This is a genomic window from Sphingopyxis sp. CR5 (assembly GCF_059693785.1).
Genome location: NZ_JCATIE010000020.1, coordinates 1 through 17,509 on the forward strand (window position 1 = coordinate 1; position 17,509 = coordinate 17,509).

Annotated in this window: 13 protein-coding genes, 1 tRNA gene and 2 pseudogenes; 6 read left to right on the forward strand and 10 right to left on the reverse strand. The window is 63.2% G+C overall.

Annotated elements, in window-relative coordinates:
* Positions 1–124, forward strand: a pseudogene (locus AC58D2_RS20200) (IS5 family transposase); the annotation flags it as partial.
* Positions 125–480: 356 nt separating this feature from the next.
* Here the strand turns inward: AC58D2_RS20200 and dmeF are convergent.
* Positions 481–1,422, reverse strand: a pseudogene (dmeF, locus tag AC58D2_RS20205) (CDF family Co(II)/Ni(II) efflux transporter DmeF); the annotation flags it as partial.
* Positions 1,423–1,431: 9 nt separating this feature from the next.
* Positions 1,432–1,704, reverse strand: coding sequence for a metal-sensing transcriptional repressor (locus tag AC58D2_RS20210; protein WP_494227977.1), 273 nt, complete (start codon positions 1,702–1,704; stop codon positions 1,432–1,434).
* A 117-nt stretch (positions 1,705–1,821) separates the two neighbouring features.
* Here AC58D2_RS20210 and AC58D2_RS20215 point away from each other — a divergent pair, with 117 nt between their 5' ends.
* A complete protein-coding gene (locus tag AC58D2_RS20215) occupies positions 1,822–2,121 on the forward strand; it encodes a hypothetical protein (protein WP_494227978.1) in 300 nt (99 codons plus the stop codon).
* A gap of 11 nt (positions 2,122–2,132) precedes the next feature.
* Here AC58D2_RS20215 and AC58D2_RS20220 read toward each other — a convergent pair whose 3' ends face one another.
* From AC58D2_RS20220 to AC58D2_RS20235, 4 genes are all read right to left on the reverse strand, one after another.
* Positions 2,133–2,855 carry a site-specific integrase gene (locus AC58D2_RS20220; protein ID WP_494227979.1) on the reverse strand — a complete coding sequence of 241 codons (723 nt, stop codon included), beginning with the start codon at positions 2,853–2,855 and terminating at the stop codon, positions 2,133–2,135.
* Positions 2,856–2,891: 36 nt separating this feature from the next.
* On the reverse strand, positions 2,892–4,103 hold the full coding sequence (locus tag AC58D2_RS20225; protein WP_494227980.1) for a hypothetical protein: 1,212 nt from the start codon (positions 4,101–4,103) through the stop codon (positions 2,892–2,894).
* 107 nt (positions 4,104–4,210) lie between these two features.
* A tRNA-Pro gene (locus AC58D2_RS20230) sits at positions 4,211–4,287 on the reverse strand.
* Positions 4,288–4,379: 92 nt separating this feature from the next.
* A complete protein-coding gene (locus AC58D2_RS20235; protein WP_497392829.1) occupies positions 4,380–4,805 on the reverse strand; it encodes a JAB domain-containing protein in 426 nt (141 codons plus the stop codon).
* 128 nt (positions 4,806–4,933) lie between these two features.
* Here AC58D2_RS20235 and thyA point away from each other — a divergent pair, with 128 nt between their 5' ends.
* From thyA to AC58D2_RS20255, 4 genes are all read left to right on the forward strand, one after another.
* Positions 4,934–5,869 carry a thymidylate synthase gene (gene thyA / locus AC58D2_RS20240; protein ID WP_497392830.1) on the forward strand — a complete coding sequence of 312 codons (936 nt, stop codon included), beginning with the start codon at positions 4,934–4,936 and terminating at the stop codon, positions 5,867–5,869.
* Positions 5,870–5,963: 94 nt separating this feature from the next.
* Complete coding sequence (locus AC58D2_RS20245; protein ID WP_497392832.1) at positions 5,964–7,259, forward strand: thiamine pyrophosphate-dependent enzyme; 1,296 nt, start codon at positions 5,964–5,966, stop codon at positions 7,257–7,259.
* 32 nt (positions 7,260–7,291) lie between these two features.
* On the forward strand, positions 7,292–8,296 hold the full coding sequence (locus AC58D2_RS20250) for an alpha-ketoacid dehydrogenase subunit beta (protein ID WP_497392869.1): 1,005 nt from the start codon (positions 7,292–7,294) through the stop codon (positions 8,294–8,296).
* A 5-nt stretch (positions 8,297–8,301) separates the two neighbouring features.
* Positions 8,302–9,588, forward strand: coding sequence for a dihydrolipoamide acetyltransferase family protein (locus AC58D2_RS20255; protein WP_497392833.1), 1,287 nt, complete (start codon positions 8,302–8,304; stop codon positions 9,586–9,588).
* 31 nt (positions 9,589–9,619) lie between these two features.
* On the opposite strand, the gene AC58D2_RS20260 is transcribed toward AC58D2_RS20255, so the two are convergent.
* From AC58D2_RS20260 to AC58D2_RS20275, 4 genes are all read right to left on the reverse strand, one after another.
* Positions 9,620–14,695, reverse strand: a complete 5,076-nt coding sequence (locus AC58D2_RS20260; protein ID WP_497392834.1) for a hypothetical protein — start codon at positions 14,693–14,695, stop codon at positions 9,620–9,622.
* An 89-nt stretch (positions 14,696–14,784) separates the two neighbouring features.
* Complete coding sequence (locus AC58D2_RS20265) at positions 14,785–15,837, reverse strand: hypothetical protein (RefSeq protein WP_497392835.1); 1,053 nt, start codon at positions 15,835–15,837, stop codon at positions 14,785–14,787.
* A gap of 73 nt (positions 15,838–15,910) precedes the next feature.
* Positions 15,911–16,375 carry a hypothetical protein gene (locus tag AC58D2_RS20270; protein ID WP_497392836.1) on the reverse strand — a complete coding sequence of 155 codons (465 nt, stop codon included), beginning with the start codon at positions 16,373–16,375 and terminating at the stop codon, positions 15,911–15,913.
* 11 nt (positions 16,376–16,386) lie between these two features.
* The gene (locus AC58D2_RS20275; protein WP_497392837.1) at positions 16,387–17,391 is read right to left on the reverse strand and encodes a hypothetical protein; all 1,005 of its coding nucleotides are present in this window, start codon (positions 17,389–17,391) and stop codon (positions 16,387–16,389) included.
* Between the last annotated feature and the right edge of the window lie 118 nt (positions 17,392–17,509).

Sequence of the window (17,509 nt, forward strand, 5' to 3'; positions counted from 1 at the left end):
GTTCAACAAACTCAAGAATTGGCGCAGGGTCGCCACCCGCTACGACAAAACCAAGGAATCCTACCTCGGCTTCGTCGCGCTCGCCTCAGTTAAACTCTGGATACCCTTTGTCCACGAAGCCTAGCAGATATCTGCGCTTGCGCCGGAGAAACGGCCTCGAAAGCGAGGAGCGCCGGGTCCATCCCGGCGACGGGCGCCTCGAAGGCATGCGCGCGTTCTTCCGTCACCGTGCCGATGAGGAAGAAAAGGCTCGCCATGAAGATGACCAGGTGCCGCATATCGGGCGCGCATAGCAGCGGGCTGGTGGCTTGCAAAGAAGCGAGGCGAAATAAATCGAAATATTGTAGCGTAATACTGTAATGATATTACATACGCTTCAGGATTTGGGACGCTAACGGGATCGATAACCGTCGCCCGCCCCGCATCGACCGATGTCGGATGGCTTGTGCTCGTAACAGGCGCAGCGTGGCGTGCCAGGCCGATGGTGAGATGCGCGATGCCGGCTATGTCCAGGAGCCGCCGATCGAGCGCCACGGCTTGTTCCTTATCCTCGACTTCGACGATCGCAGCGCACGCGTTCGGTCCCACACGCCAGACGTGCAAATCGGTGACCTTCACGCCTCCCAACGCTTCGATACGTTTGCGAAGCGTCGCTTCTGCATATTGGTCGGTGGTATCGAGGAGCACGGCCGCGGTATCGCGCATGAGCGACCATGACCAGCGCCCGATGACGATCGCGCCGACAATTCCCATAACCGGATCCATCCAGGCAAAGCCAAGATAGCGTCCCGCGAGCAATGCGGCGATCGCGAGCACCGACGTCAGCGCGTCGGCGAGGACGTGGAAATAGGCCGAGCGCAGGTTGTTGTCATGCCCATGGTGGTGATGATCATGATGGCTGTGGCCGCCCGCGTCGTCAGGTTCGCTGTGATGATGATGGCCATGATTATGATCGTGACCGTAACCGCCCATGAGCAGGAACGCGCTGACGATATTGACGATGAGGCCGAGCACTGCGACGAGTGCTGCGTTGCCGAAATCGACCGTGACGGGATCGATCAGCCGCAATGTCGATTCAAAAGCGATGCCGAGCGCGAAGATGCCGAGGATCAGCGCCGAGGCGAAACCGGTGAGGTCGCCGACCTTGCCCGTGCCGAAACTGAAACGCCGGTCGGCACGATGTTTCTTGGCGTAGCGATAGGCGAGCGCAGCGAGACCCAGCGCGCCCGCGTGCGTCGCCATGTGAAAACCGTCGGCGAGCAGCGCCATTGATCCGGTGATGAAGCCTGCGGCGATTTCGCCGACCATCATCGCGGCGGTGAGCAACACCACCCACAGGGTACGACGCGCATTTTCGTCGTGCGACGCGCCGAGGAAGTCATGGCTGTGCGCCGGCGTCGGCGCAGTGTGCGAATGTGGCATGGGAAAATCCTACTTCGAGTAGCGTCGGATGACCGCCAGCAAATCCGCGGTGCCCTCGGCGCGCTCGGCGTCCGACAGGCCGGGGGCCGCTACATGCGCCTCGAGATGGTCAGCGATCACCTCGTCGAGCAAGCCGTTCACGGCGCCGCGGACCGCGGCGATACGGTGAAGGACGGTGGCGCAAGGCGCACCGGCATCGAGCGCCTTCTCGATCGCGGTCACCTGTCCGGCGATGCGGCGGACGCGCGTGACGAGATCGGCATTGGAAGTAAGATGGCTCATACCATACCCTGCTAGGGTATATGCGAAACCAATGCAATGCTCGCGCGATTTTGAATGGGTGACCGGCCACGCAGCGGCGGTCAATCCGAAATCCCGCGGACGCGAAAGGAGGCGAATGTGAAAGACGAATCCCATATTCAGCAGGGAGCGAGCTACGGGCGCTTCGTCGCGATGATCGCGACTTCGACCCTTGCCGAATTCGAAAATGAGCGAGGAGCTTGGCGTAGAACGTTAGACCGAGCGTTCGTTTTCCTCGAGGCTTGGCGCGAAATTCCGGCATCAGAGCGAGCCCCCTCAATCCAGAAGACTTTCTCGCGCGCGACCGAACTCACGAATTTCCTGATGCCAGACCTAGCGACCGACGAATTACCTCCGGGCTACAACTTGCCGGGCAAGGGAAGCCATGGAATCGGTTGAGCGACGTGTTGTCATCGATGAGCCGGGCTCGTTCCGGCGTCGCTTCGGATTTGACGGTGCCGGCCAGAACCGACACGCGACCGTTGTTCGATCGGTAGCAATCGGATCGGCGCGACATCAAGATGCGAGGTGAGGACGGGTACGTAACGTGATAGAAACTCTAGCCGCTCGGCAAGCACCACCGCGATGCCTTCCGTCTGTATCCGCTTCGAATAATCCTTGGCGTTGGTTCCTTGGCGCGCGTGTCCCATTATGTCTGCGCGCAAAATCTCGTTGACCCCATCGACCTCGTAGAATGACGAACCGAGCGACCTGATCGAGTGTATATCCGGAATCTTGCCTTTCCCGTTCGTGGGAAGCGGGATCCTGTCGGCGATCCACTCCACCATAAAGCGCCATGACCGGTCGTAGAATTGTGCGCCGCCGCGCTTGGCTTTGAATAGATATAGCTCCGGAAATAGGGCTACATGTCCTTCGGCGCGGATAGCCTCAACGTAGTCTAGGAAGCCCAATCGGGTGATTTCGGGATGAATTGGCAAAATTCGCAGCCGGGCTATACGTTTTTCGCCAGCCATTTCACCATTGCGTCCTCGTGTAAGGTTGTCGCGAATCTCAAAATGGGGAACCGCATGGTCGATCGACATGTCCATCACCTCTAATCCGCAGATTTCCTCGCGGCAGGCGTGGGTGTAATACCAGAGGAGAGGAGCAAAATATGCCGCGTCGTGGTACACGTTTGGGTACGGCTCTCCCTCCTTGAGGCGTCGTTTCTAGGCGCCTCCACCGGTATAGATTGGCGATTTGAACAGGCATTCCAAATGGGAGGTCGTCCAAGGTGGCCGCAGGTTCGTACTATCATTTTCCTTGATCGCGACAGTCGCGCCGCTGAAGTCCATCACTTTCGCACCCGGTATTTTCGGCTTCCATGCGGCTTGTTCCAAATGCTTGGCGACCGTGCTCATGGTGCTGAGATCGCGGTTGACTGTTTTCATGTTTCGACGCTGATGGGGTTCGAGCGGGGGAGTCTCCGATACGACTTCGTTGAATGGCCGCGCCATTGCGCCCCGTGATGGAGTCCCGAACTTGAAGTTTGTGGGAAGGCGCATAAGACCGTTCTTGAAGGCCGGAACGTCTCGGTGGTCATAGGAGCCGAGCTCGCGATTTCCCGTGATCCATGCGAAAGTCCACATTATACGCCGCTGTTGGCCAGGGTCGCGTTTCCATACACCCTCGGCTTTGAGCTCGGCGATCACGTCGTCGATGACGTCCCCGAATCGCCGGTCGTCATAGATCGAGAGCTGGCTCACTGCCGCTTGACTGGCGGTCATTGGTTCGACCGAGTTGACTTGATTCGCCTGACGAAGCCTGGAAGCCGTCTCGGGCGGCGATCTCAGGTCTGCCATCAGCGCCCGTACTGGATCGACCGAGTCCAATATGTCATCGTCGAATAGCCGTTGGACGCGAGAGCAGGCTGCCGCGCGAGCACGAATGAGGTGTGTCCGCGCCGCTGCGATATTCCCTGAATGCACGGAAGCGCCGATTGCCGCCAACCTCTGCTTGATAGACGCATCGGATATCATATCCTCGGCGACGTCGACCAACCCGTCAGTAAACCGATCGGGCAGTCTCAGGATGCGGTACATTTCACGATCGTTTGCGGCGAGCTCAAGCGCCGAGGAGGACCATTCGCCATTCTCAAAGGCTCGCTGGACGTGGGCGCCGAGTTCGCTTTCCAATTCTTGTCGAAATAGGGTTTCTATCTCGTCCCCGGACAGGGCAACTTCGCACTCCATCATTTTTCCCACGCTCGATTTCACATTCACAAAGCGAGCAGACAGAATGGCCGCACGCTCGCGTGCGAGCTTGGGGTCTGCCGTTTGCAACGCGATCGTTACGAGTTTGGAGATAATTTTTCGGAAATGAATTCGACGGCGGAAAACATATCGGCCGGCGCGACGGTGAACATAAGGAATGCGGGACAAATGTTCTGACCTTCCCACATGTATCACCCTTGTGTGTACCGGTCATGTGAACGGCACCATAGGATGATCATGCTAAAAGGCGGAAATCCGTCGTTTGAGCGATAAAATGGTCGGGGAGAGAGGATTCGAACCTCCGGCCCCTGCCTCCCGAAGACAGTGCTCTACCAGGCTGAGCTACTCCCCGACCGATCCGGCGCCGACGAAGCGGCGCCAAGGCAGGGCGGTCCTCTAGACGCGGATTCGGCGAACTTCAAGCTGCAATCGGCACATCCATCGCTAAAGCAGCCCCGCGCGCCGGAAGCTGAAGTGGCCAGCGTCGGTGAAAATCAGATGATCGACCAGGTCGACGCCCAGAAACCGCAGGAAAGCCGCAGCTTCCCGCGTCCATTCGATGTCGGCCCCGCTGGGGCTGGCGTCGCCCGAGGGATGGTTGTGGGCCATCAACAAGTGGCGTGTTCCGACGCGGAGCGTTGCGCGCCAATGTCGCGGGGCAATCGCGCAACGATCCGCCTTTTGTCCGTCGACCGGGGTCAGGGCGACGAGCCGTTCATGGGCATCGAATGCCGCGAGCAGAACCATCTCCCGATCGAGGGGAAACAGGGGGCGCAGCAGCAGGGCTGCGACCTCGTCCTCCGTGTCATGGGGAGAAAAGCCGTCTTCGGGTGTGGGCGCTGTCGCGTCGAGGCGGGCCGACCGATTCACAGTGCACGCTGTGCGCCGGCCGGTTAATCCGGCCAAGTCTCGACTGGACCGGAATGGACCTGGCGCCGCAGTGCTTGCCGCATGGCTGGCGCGGGCCTAGCAATGACGGATTGCCACAGGAGCGAATCTTGGTCGAAACCATCCATTATGAACTGCAATATCTCGACCTGATGCGGCGCATCTGGGTCGAGGGCGACGAACGGATCGACCGGACGGGCGTCGGTACCCGGTCGCTGTTCGGCGAAACGATGCGCTTTTCGTTGAAGGACGATGCGATCCCGTTGCTGACGACCAAACGCGTCTATTGGAAGACCGCGCTACGCGAAATGTTGTGGTTCCTGACCGGCGATACCAATATCCGTCCGCTGGTTGCCCAAGGCGTCCGGATCTGGACCGACTGGCCGCTCGATCGCTATCGCCGCGAGACGGGCGACGATATCGACGCCGAGCGGTTCGAGGCGCGGATCCTGGCAGACGAAGATTTCGCGCGGGCCTGGGGCGATCTCGGGCCGGTCTATGGCCATCAATGGGTGAACTGGCCGCGCTACGAGCCGGCGGGCGAGGGGCTCTTCCGCCGCGCCGCTGATGGGCACAACCAGATCGCGGCGCTGATCGACTCGCTGCGCAGCAACCCGGGGTCGCGTCGCCATATCTTTACCGGCTGGAACGTCGCCGACCTCGATCGCATGGCGCTGCCGCCGTGTCACATGACCTATCAATTCCACGTCCGCAGCGATGGTGGCCTGTCGTGCCTGCTGTTCCAGCGGTCGTGCGACCTGGGGCTCGGCTTCGCATTCAACGTGTTCGAGGCGGCGCTGCTGACCCGCATGATCGCGCAGCAATGCGACCTGACCGCGCGCGAACTGATCTGGACCGGGGGCGACGTGCACCTTTATCTCAATCACGCCGATCTTGTCGAAGAGCAGATGCGGCGCGTGCCGGGCGGCGCGCCGAAACTGCGGATCGCGCGCCGCCCGGCGACCATCTTCGACTATCGCTTCGAGGATTTCGCCGTCGAGGATTACGCGCCACAGGCGCATATTTCCGCGCCCGTCGCGGTGTGAGCGGCGGCCATTGCATTGGTATGCGGGAAGCAATAATATGTCGCCGATTTGAAATATAACGGCGCGGCGATTCGCGCCTCGAAGGGACGAAGATATGCCGGAAACGCCCCTGCCAGCGGCGAGCAACCTGCCGTCGCTGTCGCTCCATATTCCCGAGCCGAGATACCGGCCCGGCGATACCCCGGACTTCAGCGACATCGTGGTTCCGCCTGTCGATGGCACACCGCGTCCGGGCGAAGCGTCCAAACCGGACGAGATGCGCGAGCTTTGCTATGGCCTCGTCCGCGTTCTCGATTTCGACGGCGAGGCGAAGGGGCCGTGGAACCCTAATCTGTCGCCCGACCGGCTGCGCCAGATGTTGCGCCACATGATGCTGACGCGGGCGTTCGACGATCGGATGTTCCGGGCGCAGCGCCAGGGCAAGACCAGCTTTTACATGAAGTGCACGGGCGAAGAGGCGACGTCGGTTGCCTCGACGATGGCGATCGACCGCGGCGACATGGTGTTCCCCAGCTATCGCCAGCAGGGCATTCTGATCACGCGCGACTATCCGCTGATCCAGATGATGAACCAGATATATTCGAACCGCGACGACCATCTGCTCGGACGGCAGCTGCCGATCATGTATTCGGCGCCCGAGCATGGTTTTTTCAGCGTGTCGGGCAATCTGGCGACACAATATCCGCAGGCGGTAGGCTGGGCGATGGCGTCGGCGTCGAAAGGCGACAGCCGCATCGCAACGGTGTGGTGCGGCGAAGGTTCATCGGCCGAAGGCGATTTTCATTCGGCGCTGACATTCGCGACCGTCTACAATGCCCCTGTCATCTTCAACGTCGTGAACAATCAATGGGCGATTTCGAGCTTCTCGGGCTTCGCGGGCGGCGAGCGGACGACTTTTGCCGCGCGCGCCGTAGGCTATGGCATTGCGGGGCTGCGCGTCGATGGCAACGACCCGCTTGCGGTCTATGCCGCCACCCAGTGGGCGGCCGATCGCGCGCGCACCAACAATGGCCCGACCCTGATCGAGCATTTCACCTATCGCACCGAAGGACATAGTACGTCCGACGATCCAAGTGCCTATCGCGCGGCACAGGAAGCAAGCGCCTGGCCGTTCGGCGATCCGATCGCGCGGCTGAAGCATCATCTGGAAACCGCCGGCGAATGGGACGACGACCGCCACGAAACGCTCCGCAAGGAGCTCGAGGAATTGGTCAAGACGAGCCAGAAGCAATCGGAAAAGCTGGGCATATTGGGGCACGGCATGCACCAGCCGTTCGAGACGATGTTCCAGGATGTTTTCGAGGATATGCCCTGGCACCTTCAGGAACAATGCGCGCAGATGCTCGCCGAACAGGAAAAGAAGTTCGGCCCCGACTGGAAGCCCGAATGATGACCCCCCACGATACCGGTTCGACCAAGACCATGAACATGATCGAGGCGATCAACAGCGCCATGGACGTCATGCTCGGCCGTGACGACAAGGTCGTCGTGATGGGGGAGGATGTCGGCTTTTTCGGCGGCGTCTTTCGTGCCACCGCCGGCCTGCAGAAGAAGCATGGCAAGACCCGCGTCTTCGACACGCCGATCAACGAATGCGGCATCATCGGCGTCGCTGTCGGCATGGGTGCCTATGGGCTGCGCCCGGTACCCGAAATCCAGTTCGCCGATTACATCTATCCCGGCCTGGACCAGCTTGTCAGCGAGGCGGCGCGGCTACGCTATCGCTCGGCGAACGACTTTATTTGCCCGATGACCGTCCGCACCCCTTTTGGCGGTGGCATTTTCGGCGGGCAGACGCACAGCCAGTCGCCCGAAAGCATCATGACTCATATCTGCGGCGTGAAGACCGTGATCCCCTCGAACCCGCGCGACGCCAAGGGCCTGTTGATCGCGGCGATCGAGGATAATGATCCGGTCGTATTCCTTGAGCCCAAGCGCATCTACAACGGCCCGTTCAGCGGCTATTACGACCGCCCGGTCGAACCCTGGTCGAAGCACGAGGTCAGCGCGGTGCCCGAGGGATATTACCGCGTCGAACTGGGCAAGGCGGCGACCGTGCGCGAGGGTGAGGCGGTCACCGTGCTTGCTTACGGCACCATGGTGCATGTCGCGAAGACGGTGATCGAAGAGATGGGCATCGACGCCGAAATCCTCGATCTTCGGACGCTACTGCCGCTGGATATCGACGCCCTCGAGGCCTCGGTGAAAAAGACCGGTCGCTGCCTGATCATCCACGAGGCTACCCGGACTTCGGGTTTCGGGGCCGAGCTTGCCGCCCTCGTGCAGGAACGCTGCTTCTACCATCTCGAGGCACCGGTCGAACGCGTGACGGGGTTCGACACGCCTTATCCACATAGCCTTGAATGGGCCTATTTCCCGGGGCCGGTCCGTATCGCGACCGCGCTCGAAAAGATTATGAAGGACTGATCGCCATGGCGCGCTATTCGTTTCGTCTGCCCGACATCGGCGAAGGTATCGCCGAGGCCGAGATCGTCGCCTGGCATGTCAAGGTCGGCGAGCGCGTCGAGGAAGACGCGCAGCTTGCCGACATGATGACCGACAAGGCGACGGTCGAGATGGAGTCGCCCGTATCGGGCGTGGTGGTCGAGGTCGCCGGCGAGGTCGGTGACCTGATTTCGATCGGATCGACGCTCGCGGTGATCGAAACCGACGAAGAGGCGGCCGAGGAAGAGACGCCGGCCGAGGAAGCCGCCGAAGAGGAGATCGAAGCCGAGACGCCGGGCGCCGAAGAGGCGACCCCCGTGAAGGCGGAAGCGGCTGCTCCCACTCCGGCGCCAGCGCCCGCGTCGGCACCGGCACCCGAGCCGGCGCCTGCACCCGCCAAGGCGGAGGCCGACCGTGCGGTTCTCGCATCCCCCGCCGTTCGCGCCCGCGCCAAGGATCTGGGCGTCGACCTGGCCCAGGTTCAAGCCGAGGGCGACCGCATCCGCCACGCCGATCTCGACGCCTATCTGCGCTACAGCGCGGGGCAGGGCTATCTTGCGCCGGGCACGCCGCGCGCGCGCGCCGACGAACCCGTGAAGGTTATCGGAATGCGGCGCAAGATCGCCGAGAATATGGCAGCGTCGAAGCGCGCGATCCCGCACTTCACCTATGTCGAGGAAATGGATGTCACCGCGCTCGAAGCGATGCGCGCCGATCTGAACGCCAATCGCGGTCAGCGCCCGAAATTGACGATGCTGCCCTTCCTGATCGTCGCAATCTGCCGCACGATTCCCGCCTTCCCGATGATCAACGCGCGCTACGACGACGAGGGCGGCGTGGTGACGCGCCACGGCGCGGTGCATCTCGGCATGGCGACGCAGACCGACGCGGGGCTGATGGTGCCGGTGATCCGCGACGCGCAGGACAAGAATGTCTGGCAGCTCGCGGCCGAGATCACGCGGCTCGCCGAGGCCGCCCGCACGGGCAAGGCGAAGGTAGAGGAACTTACCGGTGGCACGCTGACCGTCACCTCGCTCGGCCCGCTGGGCGGTGTCGCGACGACGCCGGTGATCAATCGTCCCGAGGTCGCGATCATCGGCCCGAACAAGATTGTCGAGCGCCCTGTCTTTGACGGCGACGATATCCGCCGCGCGAAGCTGATGAACCTGTCGATCAGCTGCGACCACCGCGTCGTCGACGGCTGGGACGCGGCAAGCTTTGTCCAGGCGCTCAAGAAGCTGGTCGAAACGCCGGTGCTGCTGTTCGCCGATTGAGGGGCCGGGAAATATCCGGCTCGCGGTTGGCTTACAATCCCAGGCCTGCGAAGCTGGTCTGGTCGAACTTCAGCTTGAAGGTCACATAGGCTCCCGATCGCGAGAAGCGTGCGTCTTCGAAATCGCGGTCGTGGAAGCCCGCAAAATTATAGCCGATCGTGACATTCGCATTCTTCATCGGCGCAAGCGTCAGCGTCGGCCCGCCGGCCCAGGCCAGCGTGTCGCCGCCAGTGCCGATGCGCGCGGTGCCTGACGCGCCGATTCCGACATGCTCGCCCAGATTGAATCGGATGTCGCCGCCGACGAGGTTCGACCATCCCTTGACGTCGTCCTCGCCGAAGCGATCGAAATTGTAGCGCGTGCCCCAGAAGAAAGCGAATTCGGCGCGTTCGTACCATTGCCGCCCGTCGTTGCCGCCGAAGCGATCGCCGAGGGGCGTCCAGTTGAGCGAGAAGCTGTTGAGGACGCGGCGGCTGGTTGCATCGCCATCGATCGTGAGCGTGCTGCCGATCGCATCGGCCTGGCCGGCGACGGCATCGCGCACCTTGTCCGACCGGAACTCGCTCTTATTGAGCCAGGAAACCCGCGAATCGGCGGGGCGATGCGCCCAACTCATCTCGAACTGTATGACTTCGGTGGTCGGGGTCGTTCCGGTGCCACTGGCTTTCGTCCATGTGAAGAGCGCGCCGAGCGCACGCCCCTCGCCAAGCTGGCGGAGGCCGCCGAGCGTCAGCCCATAGCGATTGGCCAACTCGCCGTCGCGATATTCAGCGCGTCCGGTCAAAGTCCAGCGATCGGCGCGATAGGTGGCGCCGGCGCTGAGTGCGAGGAAATCTTCCGTGAGCGTAGAATTGGGGCCAAGAAAGCCGCCCGATGCGACCGGTTGCTGAGCGTTCAGCACATCCTTTGCGCGGATGCCGCCGATCGTACGGTTGCCATCTACCGACAGATCGACCGACCAGCGCTTGCCGAGCCGAAGCGACTGCGAAAGACCATAGGCGGCAAAGCTGCGCGGGCCATATTCGCTGATCTGCTGTTGATTGGCGGTGGCGAGCAACCGCGCGCCCGCCCAGGGGGCGAGATCGAAGCCGAGGCGGGCGGTGCGGGCCTTTACGGTGTCGCCGTCCGCAATTTCGTAGCTGCCGACCAGATTCACGTCGCGGGTAACCGCGAAGCGGGCGCCGAGGCGATGGCGGGTCGGGAAATCGACGCTGGCGTCGTCGCCGCCAAGGGCGAACTCGCTCTGGGCGTCGAGTTCGAGCCGCTTGCCCAGCAGGCGCTGCGTCGCACCGAGTTGGACAAGGTTCGAGCTGTTGCGTGTGCCGTCGGACAGCAGGTCGTCCGCATGGGTAAGGCCAACGCGACCCACCGTGGTGCCATTGTCATATTCCGCGAGCGCCTGGGCCGCGCGGCGGCGCGAACCGAGATCGAGATATTCCTCCTGCCACGCGCTGCCGCTCAGCGACAGTCCGCGACCAACCCGCAGCCGCCCATCGAGGCCGAACTTGCGGGTGCCATTTTCGCTCGCATTGAGCTGACCCGATCCAAAGCCGCTTTCGCGCTCCCGCAAATAGGCGAGGAAATCGGCGGCGCTGCTGTGATGTTCGACCTCGACCAGCCACGCTTTCGCGGTGCCATCGGAGTCGGTGGCGCTGCTGCCGGCTTTGGCAGAAGCACCGCTGACCGCAATTTCGGCGCGAATCTCCGTATCGATATCCGGCCGATACCGGGCATCGACGCCGCCGAGATTGGTCTTGGCGTCGCTATCCTCGTCGTGGATAAGCGTTGCCCCGACGCGCAGCTTCTCGTCGCCGCTGCGATAGCTTAGGCGTCCGCCGGCGTTGAGCACCCGTTCGCCGACGCCGTTCACTTCATATTCCGCGACGATGAATTGCGGATCGAGGGTCGACGAGCGGCTGAGGACCGGGCTGGCGAAGCGGACCGTGCCGGCGAAATAGTCGATATCATAGTCGATATGGCGGGTAAGCGTCACCGTATCGACAATCTGTTCGCTATGCAGCTTGTCGCGCGTCTCGATGACGATCCGTTCGCTGTTGGGCAGGATATCGCGTGCGCCGAGCTGGTAGGGACCGGTCAGTCCGTTGCCCTGAATCTCGTCGCGGCGAAAACGATACGGCGTGTCGGCAACGAACGCCGTCGCGGCGACGTTGCGACCGCGATATTCGGCCTTGCCGCCGTTCAGCGCGCGCTGATAGCGGGCGAGCTGCGGTTCGGAAATGCCGGTCTCGAAATCGCCGAACATCGCGTAGAATTGCGGACGCTCGAGCCGCAGATAGAGTTTGCGGACCGACGCGGCGTCATAGCGCGTCTCGTTCCGGTCGGCATAGATGGTGTAATAGGCCCGCGGGTCGATCACGCCGCCGAAGCGCGCGTCATCGGCTTCCTTGTCGCTGTCATAGGCCAGCGTCATAAGCCATTTGCCGCGGATCCGGCCCTTTGCATACAGCGCAAGCCGTGCATCGGCGTTCAGGTCGTCAAGACTCTCGGCGACATCCTCCATCCGGTCGTCGAGGGTATTGTAGCCGACGGTGCCGGCGGCGAAACCGACGACGGTCCAGGGGCGATCGCCCGGATCGAGCCACGTTTCGATCGTCTGCTGGCGTTCGACCTTGTCATCGCGGAAATTGAAATCGATGCTGATCGTGCCCGACGCCGTTGTCGGCTCGAGCTCGATGTACGCCATGCCGTCATCGCCCTCGACCTTCCAGACCGGGCGCGCCTTTTCCAGGCCTGCGAGCTGCTGTGCTTGCTGCGCGTCGGCTTCGACCGCCGGGTAATAGGGCGCGGGGACGCTGAAGTCGCCGGTCAGTCCATGCCGGATCGGCTTGCCGTCGCGGTCGGTCAACCGTACGGCGATGACCGGACGGGTCACGCCGTCGGCGAGCAGCACCGACCGATCGCGAACCAGCGTCGCGCGCATCGGGGTGATCGAATAATGGACGCTGCGTTCGAGATGTTCGACAAGGGCGCCCGCGTCGTCCCTCACATCGGCGGTCAGGCGGTTGTCGCCTTCGCGGATGCCGATCCCGCGCCAGATGCTTACCGCCATGCGGCCGTCGGCCGACTTGCGGGTGCCGTCGAAGGCGAGGGTATCGACCGGCTTGCCGTTGACCGCCAGATCGACCTTTTGCCCGGGCAGATGCTTGATGACGACACGGACCGATTTGGCGCGGGGATTGTGGTCCGGGTCGGGGAAAAGCCAGGCGATGCCGGGCTGCTGTCCCGCAAACCAGTCGCGTCCCGCGCCCGCGGCGTCGGGATCGCTGCGAACGGGCGCGCGTTCGATCGTGTGGATTTTGGCGGCTTGTCGCGGTGTGCTTGCCACAGCGCGGAAATCGGCTCGTTTCAGCGATCCACCGCGTCCCTCGACGAAACGTGAAATCGCACTTCCAGCGCTCGCAGTCGACCGTGCGCAATCGGCGGGTGCGCGGTCGAGCGGCAGCGTCGATGGGTCGATCTGGACGACGTGGGTGCCAGGGCGGACGCCTTCGAAATGATAGCGGCCGTTCTCGTCGGTCACGGTGTAGCTGCCATCCTGCAGCATGACACGCACGCCGGCGATACCCTTTGCGTCGCCGGGATCGACGGCGCAGCCCCCATCGGTGATGCGTCCGACAACGGTCATGCGGTCACCGAGCTGGTCGCGCTCGATCGCCACCGCGGCTTCGGCGACATTGCTTGCGGTACCGCGGCCGTCGATGGCGCTCGCGCGGTTGAGCGCGCTGCCGGGCTGTGCAGAGACTTTCACTTCGGCCAGATAGGTCAGCAGAACCGATGCCGAGGGGGCGAGGGCGGGAAGCGTGACGTTGAATTCGCGTCCGTTGCCCGCGATATCGGCGTCTATCGGGACGCCGTCGGCGCGCACGGTATCGGCGCGCAGACGCATGCCGTCGGGCAGTATATCGGTGACGGTCACCGCGCCCGTGCTGCGGCGGGCGTCCTGATTGGCCACCTGGATCCGATACTGGATCACGTCGCCGGGCACCGCGGTCTGGGTCGACGTGGTCTTTCGCAGCAGCAGCGGAGTGCCGGGCTGATCGACCGGAATATCGACTCGCACCGGCGCCGGACTGTCGAGCGTGAAGGCCGCGCCATAGCTGGCGCCTGCAATGACGAAGGGTTCCCCGTTATCGGGACGCCGCAGATCGGCAAGGTCCGATGCGGTGGATTTCGATGGCGCCGAAAAGGGGGAGGGCGGCGCGATAACGAGGCGATAGGTGCCCGGAGCCACGAATGGAAAGCGATAGTCGCCAGCGGGAAACCGATACATTGTGCCGCCCGAATCGGTCACGCTTTCACCCGTCACGACGCTGGCGGGATAGCTCGAGACGCCGTCATCGCCATAGACTTGGGCGGGCTGACCGGTTGCGGCGTCGACAAGGGTGATGCGCGTGCCGGCGACCGGCGACCCGTCGCCGCTATCGAAGACGATCCCGAATGGATCGACGAGAAAATCGATATCGGCCTCGGTCGCGATACTGGTGTCCGATTGTGCAGCGACCTGCAGCTTCACCGGAGCACCGGTCGTGACCGACAGGCGGCAATCGCCGGCAACGATCGCCGGAGGCACACCGATCGTGGCGATGTAACCGACAAACTCGCCGCTATCCGCGGCCGTTTCGGTCAGCATAATCTCTTCGCGATCGCCGTTGGCGAGCGAAAGCACGACCGAAAGAGTGTCGCGCCGGGACCGATCGCCATTGGCGGACGCCAGGGTCACACCGACGACGAGCAATTCGCCGGCGTGGAAACTGGCGGTACTTTGCAGGGCCGCAGGTTCGGTTGCGATGCCTGAATAGACGCCGCCCAGCGCCGGAGGAGCCGCGCGCGAGATGCTCGCCGCGCCGGCGCCGCACTGTGTCGGCACCAGCGGCACCGATCGGTCGCCCCCACTGCCGACGAGGCGATAGGTTGCGATAGCTGGCGGAGCGACAGGACCGGGCACGACGGTGACATCGACCTGGTTCGAAAGCGCTTCGTTGGCGATGCTGCCCTGCGTCCACCTGGCGGACGCGGTATTGGAAATGACCTGCGCTTGCGCCGCGGGGATCGCGGGCAGCAAGGCTGCCGCGACCGCCGCGGTCACATACCGAAGGGATTTTGAAAAGATCATCGCCGTTCGCGAGCGAGCGGCGGGACCGGCACTGGCCGGACCCGCCACCCCGTCGCATCCGATCAGTTGACGGTGGCGCGGAAAACGAGCGTGCGGGTGTCGCCCGCAGCGACGGAGGCGATTGTGCCCGACACGACGGGTGCGCTGTAGCTGCCGCCGGCAGCGCCGTCGGCATTGCACGTCGAGCCCGTCACCGTCCCGTTCAGCACGATCGTTCCGCTATTGAAGGTCAACTGGGTCGGAACGCTGTCGCTGATCGCCACGCTGGTCGCCGCAACGCTGCCGCTGTTGGCGACTGCGATGCAATATTCGACGGTCGCGCCCGGGATCAGTTTCGGATTCGTCGTGTTGTTGAGCGGGTCGCTGATGACGCGGCTCGTCTTGGTCACGGTCAGCGTCGCCGTCTTTACGGTATAGTCGTCGGCGGCGCTGTGCGCGCCGTCGCGAGCCCCGTCGTTGACGCCGGCGGCGTCAGCGAAGACGGTATCCTTGCCAGCGGTATTGGCGCCCGTGGTCTGGGTGATCGCCGCGCCTTGCGTACTGGCGGTGCCGCCCTCGCGCGCGGTGGCGCGGAGCTGCACTCCCGCGACGGCGTTGTTCGCGAGCCCGCCCGGAATATCGGCCACGACGAAGATGCGCGCGGTCGTATCCGCCGCGAGTTCATCGATATAGGTCACCAGGGCATCGCCGGCGTCATAGCTGCCGACCGTTCCGGTCGACGGGTTGTCGCGGTAGACGCGGACGTTGCTCGCATTGAAGCTGTCGGTTCCGCCATGGGCGGCGGTACCGCCCGCAATCTGTGTGGCGGCCAACAGGAAATCGAGCGTTTCGTTCGAATCGTTGCGCACCTGAAACGTGGTAACCGCGTTGGTCTGGCCGGGAACGACGTCGGTCGTCACCGTCCCGACCTCTTCGACGACAAGCGCGATCTTGCGGTCGACGACGAAGGTATCGGAAGCACTCTGTTGCGTCTGGCTGACGCCACCGACCTGAAAGTCGACGGTGGCGGTATTCGTAATCGAGCTGCCCGCAGTCGTACCGGCCGCAAGGGCCGGCGTGGCGGTGCCGCATGCAACCGCCAGACCGAGGGCGCCCATGGTTGTCAGCTTGGTCATGGCTGAACTCCTGGACTGGTTCGATCGCCTGTTCCCCACCGCCGGCGACCTGTAAGCGGCTTGAAATATCAGGTTATTTTACGATTCCCCGGAACATCAGCTTGCCCGAACCGCCGACGGGGATCGGCTTTTGAAAGGCCCAGCGGATGTGCGTAACGTCGCTCGCTTGCGCGGGGCGGCGTGTCCCATCGGGCTGCAGCACCGTAAGGTCGGCGAGGGCGCCCCACGCATGGCCGCCATCGACCGATACGATCGGTTGCGCGTCCCCGGCGTCGGCAAAGCGCACGGCCGACGGAAGCGGGTTCGTGATCACGAATTTGTCGGCAGGCTGGTTGCCCGAATTGTGATAATTGAGCACGAACACCAGTCGGTCCCCGGGGACGACAACTTTCGGTTCTTCGAGCAAAACGCGCTCTTTGCCCGCGGCATCGGTCGATATCCGCTCCACGAAAACGCTGTTGTCCAGCGCCACCTGGTTGGCGGCGAAGGCCTGGGCTGGCGCCGCCAAGGCGGCAAGCAGAAAGAGGGCGGTACGCATGCGCATCTCCATCAGTCGATCTTGGTCTTGAAGGTCACGGTGCGCGTCTGACCGCCGGGGACATTGCCCAGCGCGACGCTGATCTTGCTGCCGTCATAGCTGCCGGCGTCGGCGTCGCTGCCGTCGGTCAGCGCCGATCCGCCGAGCGTGATCGAGTTGGCGACATAGCTGGTATCGGCCGGAACGGCGTCGGTGACCGTCAGGCCGGTTACCGAGCCGCTGCCGGTCGTGGTCGCGACGATCGTATAGGTGATCGTCGCGCCCGGTACGGGTTCGCTGCCGCCGAACGGATCGGCTATGACCGCCGATTTCACGAGCGCGACAGTCGCTGCGCTGACCTTGTAGACCCCCGAATCCTGCCCGTCGCCGCCGCTGGTTCCGACAATGGCATCGCCACCACCCTCGCCCTGTCCGGCGAAGCTGGTACCGGGCGCACCGGTGCCGGTCTTCGACGTTGCGACGAGGCTGACGATACCGCGGTCGCCGTCGCCGACGCTTCCCGGCGTCGTCGACAGAACGAAAATGGTCACGCTTTCGTCGGGGTCCAGCACCGGATCGTTGGCACCGGGCGTGTAGAGCGTGTCGGTGCCGGCATCGAAGCTGCCGTCGCCATTGTCGATATAGACCTGGGTAACGGCGGGATCATAATCGTCGCCCCCGCCATTGGCGATGGTCGTGAGGGCAAAGGCTTCTTCGCCGTTACCGTTATTTGTTACCGAATAGGTCAGCAACTGACTCGTCGCGCCCGGAGTGGTGGCGACGTCGCCAGGGTCGCTCGAATCGACCGTAACGTCGATGAGCTCGTCGACAAGCAGGTCGACCTTGTTCGAATCGATCGTTTGCGTGCCGGCGCCCGTGTCGAAACTTGCGGTCGCGGTGTTGCTGATGGTCGACCCAGCGCGAGTGCCGGCGGCGTGCGCCGCAAAAGGTGTCGCGAGCGCCGCGATCAACGAGAGTGTGGAAATGGCAGGGATGCGATAGCGATGCAACGCGCCCCCCACAGGCGCTTTCATCATGGTGTTTGACTCCAATGGCTGGTCCGTTGGCCTTGCTGATCGCGCAAAAAGGAAAATTTCTGGTTAAAGCTTCGGTCACAAAGCCCGTATTGACCCGAATTCGGACAGGTAGATCGCG

Coding starts and splice junctions, on each gene's coding strand:
- AC58D2_RS20210 (WP_494227977.1), bottom strand. CDS start 1,704: ATGAGCCATCTTACTTCCAATGCCGATCTCGTCACGCGCGTCCGCCGC.
- AC58D2_RS20245 (WP_497392832.1), top strand. CDS start 5,964: ATGCCGGAAACGCCCCTGCCAGCGGCGAGCAACCTGCCGTCGCTGTCG.
- AC58D2_RS20250 (WP_497392869.1), top strand. CDS start 7,292: ATGAACATGATCGAGGCGATCAACAGCGCCATGGACGTCATGCTCGGC.
- AC58D2_RS20255 (WP_497392833.1), top strand. CDS start 8,302: ATGGCGCGCTATTCGTTTCGTCTGCCCGACATCGGCGAAGGTATCGCC.
- AC58D2_RS20265 (WP_497392835.1), bottom strand. CDS start 15,837: ATGACCAAGCTGACAACCATGGGCGCCCTCGGTCTGGCGGTTGCATGC.
- AC58D2_RS20270 (WP_497392836.1), bottom strand. CDS start 16,375: ATGCGTACCGCCCTCTTTCTGCTTGCCGCCTTGGCGGCGCCAGCCCAG.
- AC58D2_RS20275 (WP_497392837.1), bottom strand. CDS start 17,391: ATGATGAAAGCGCCTGTGGGGGGCGCGTTGCATCGCTATCGCATCCCT.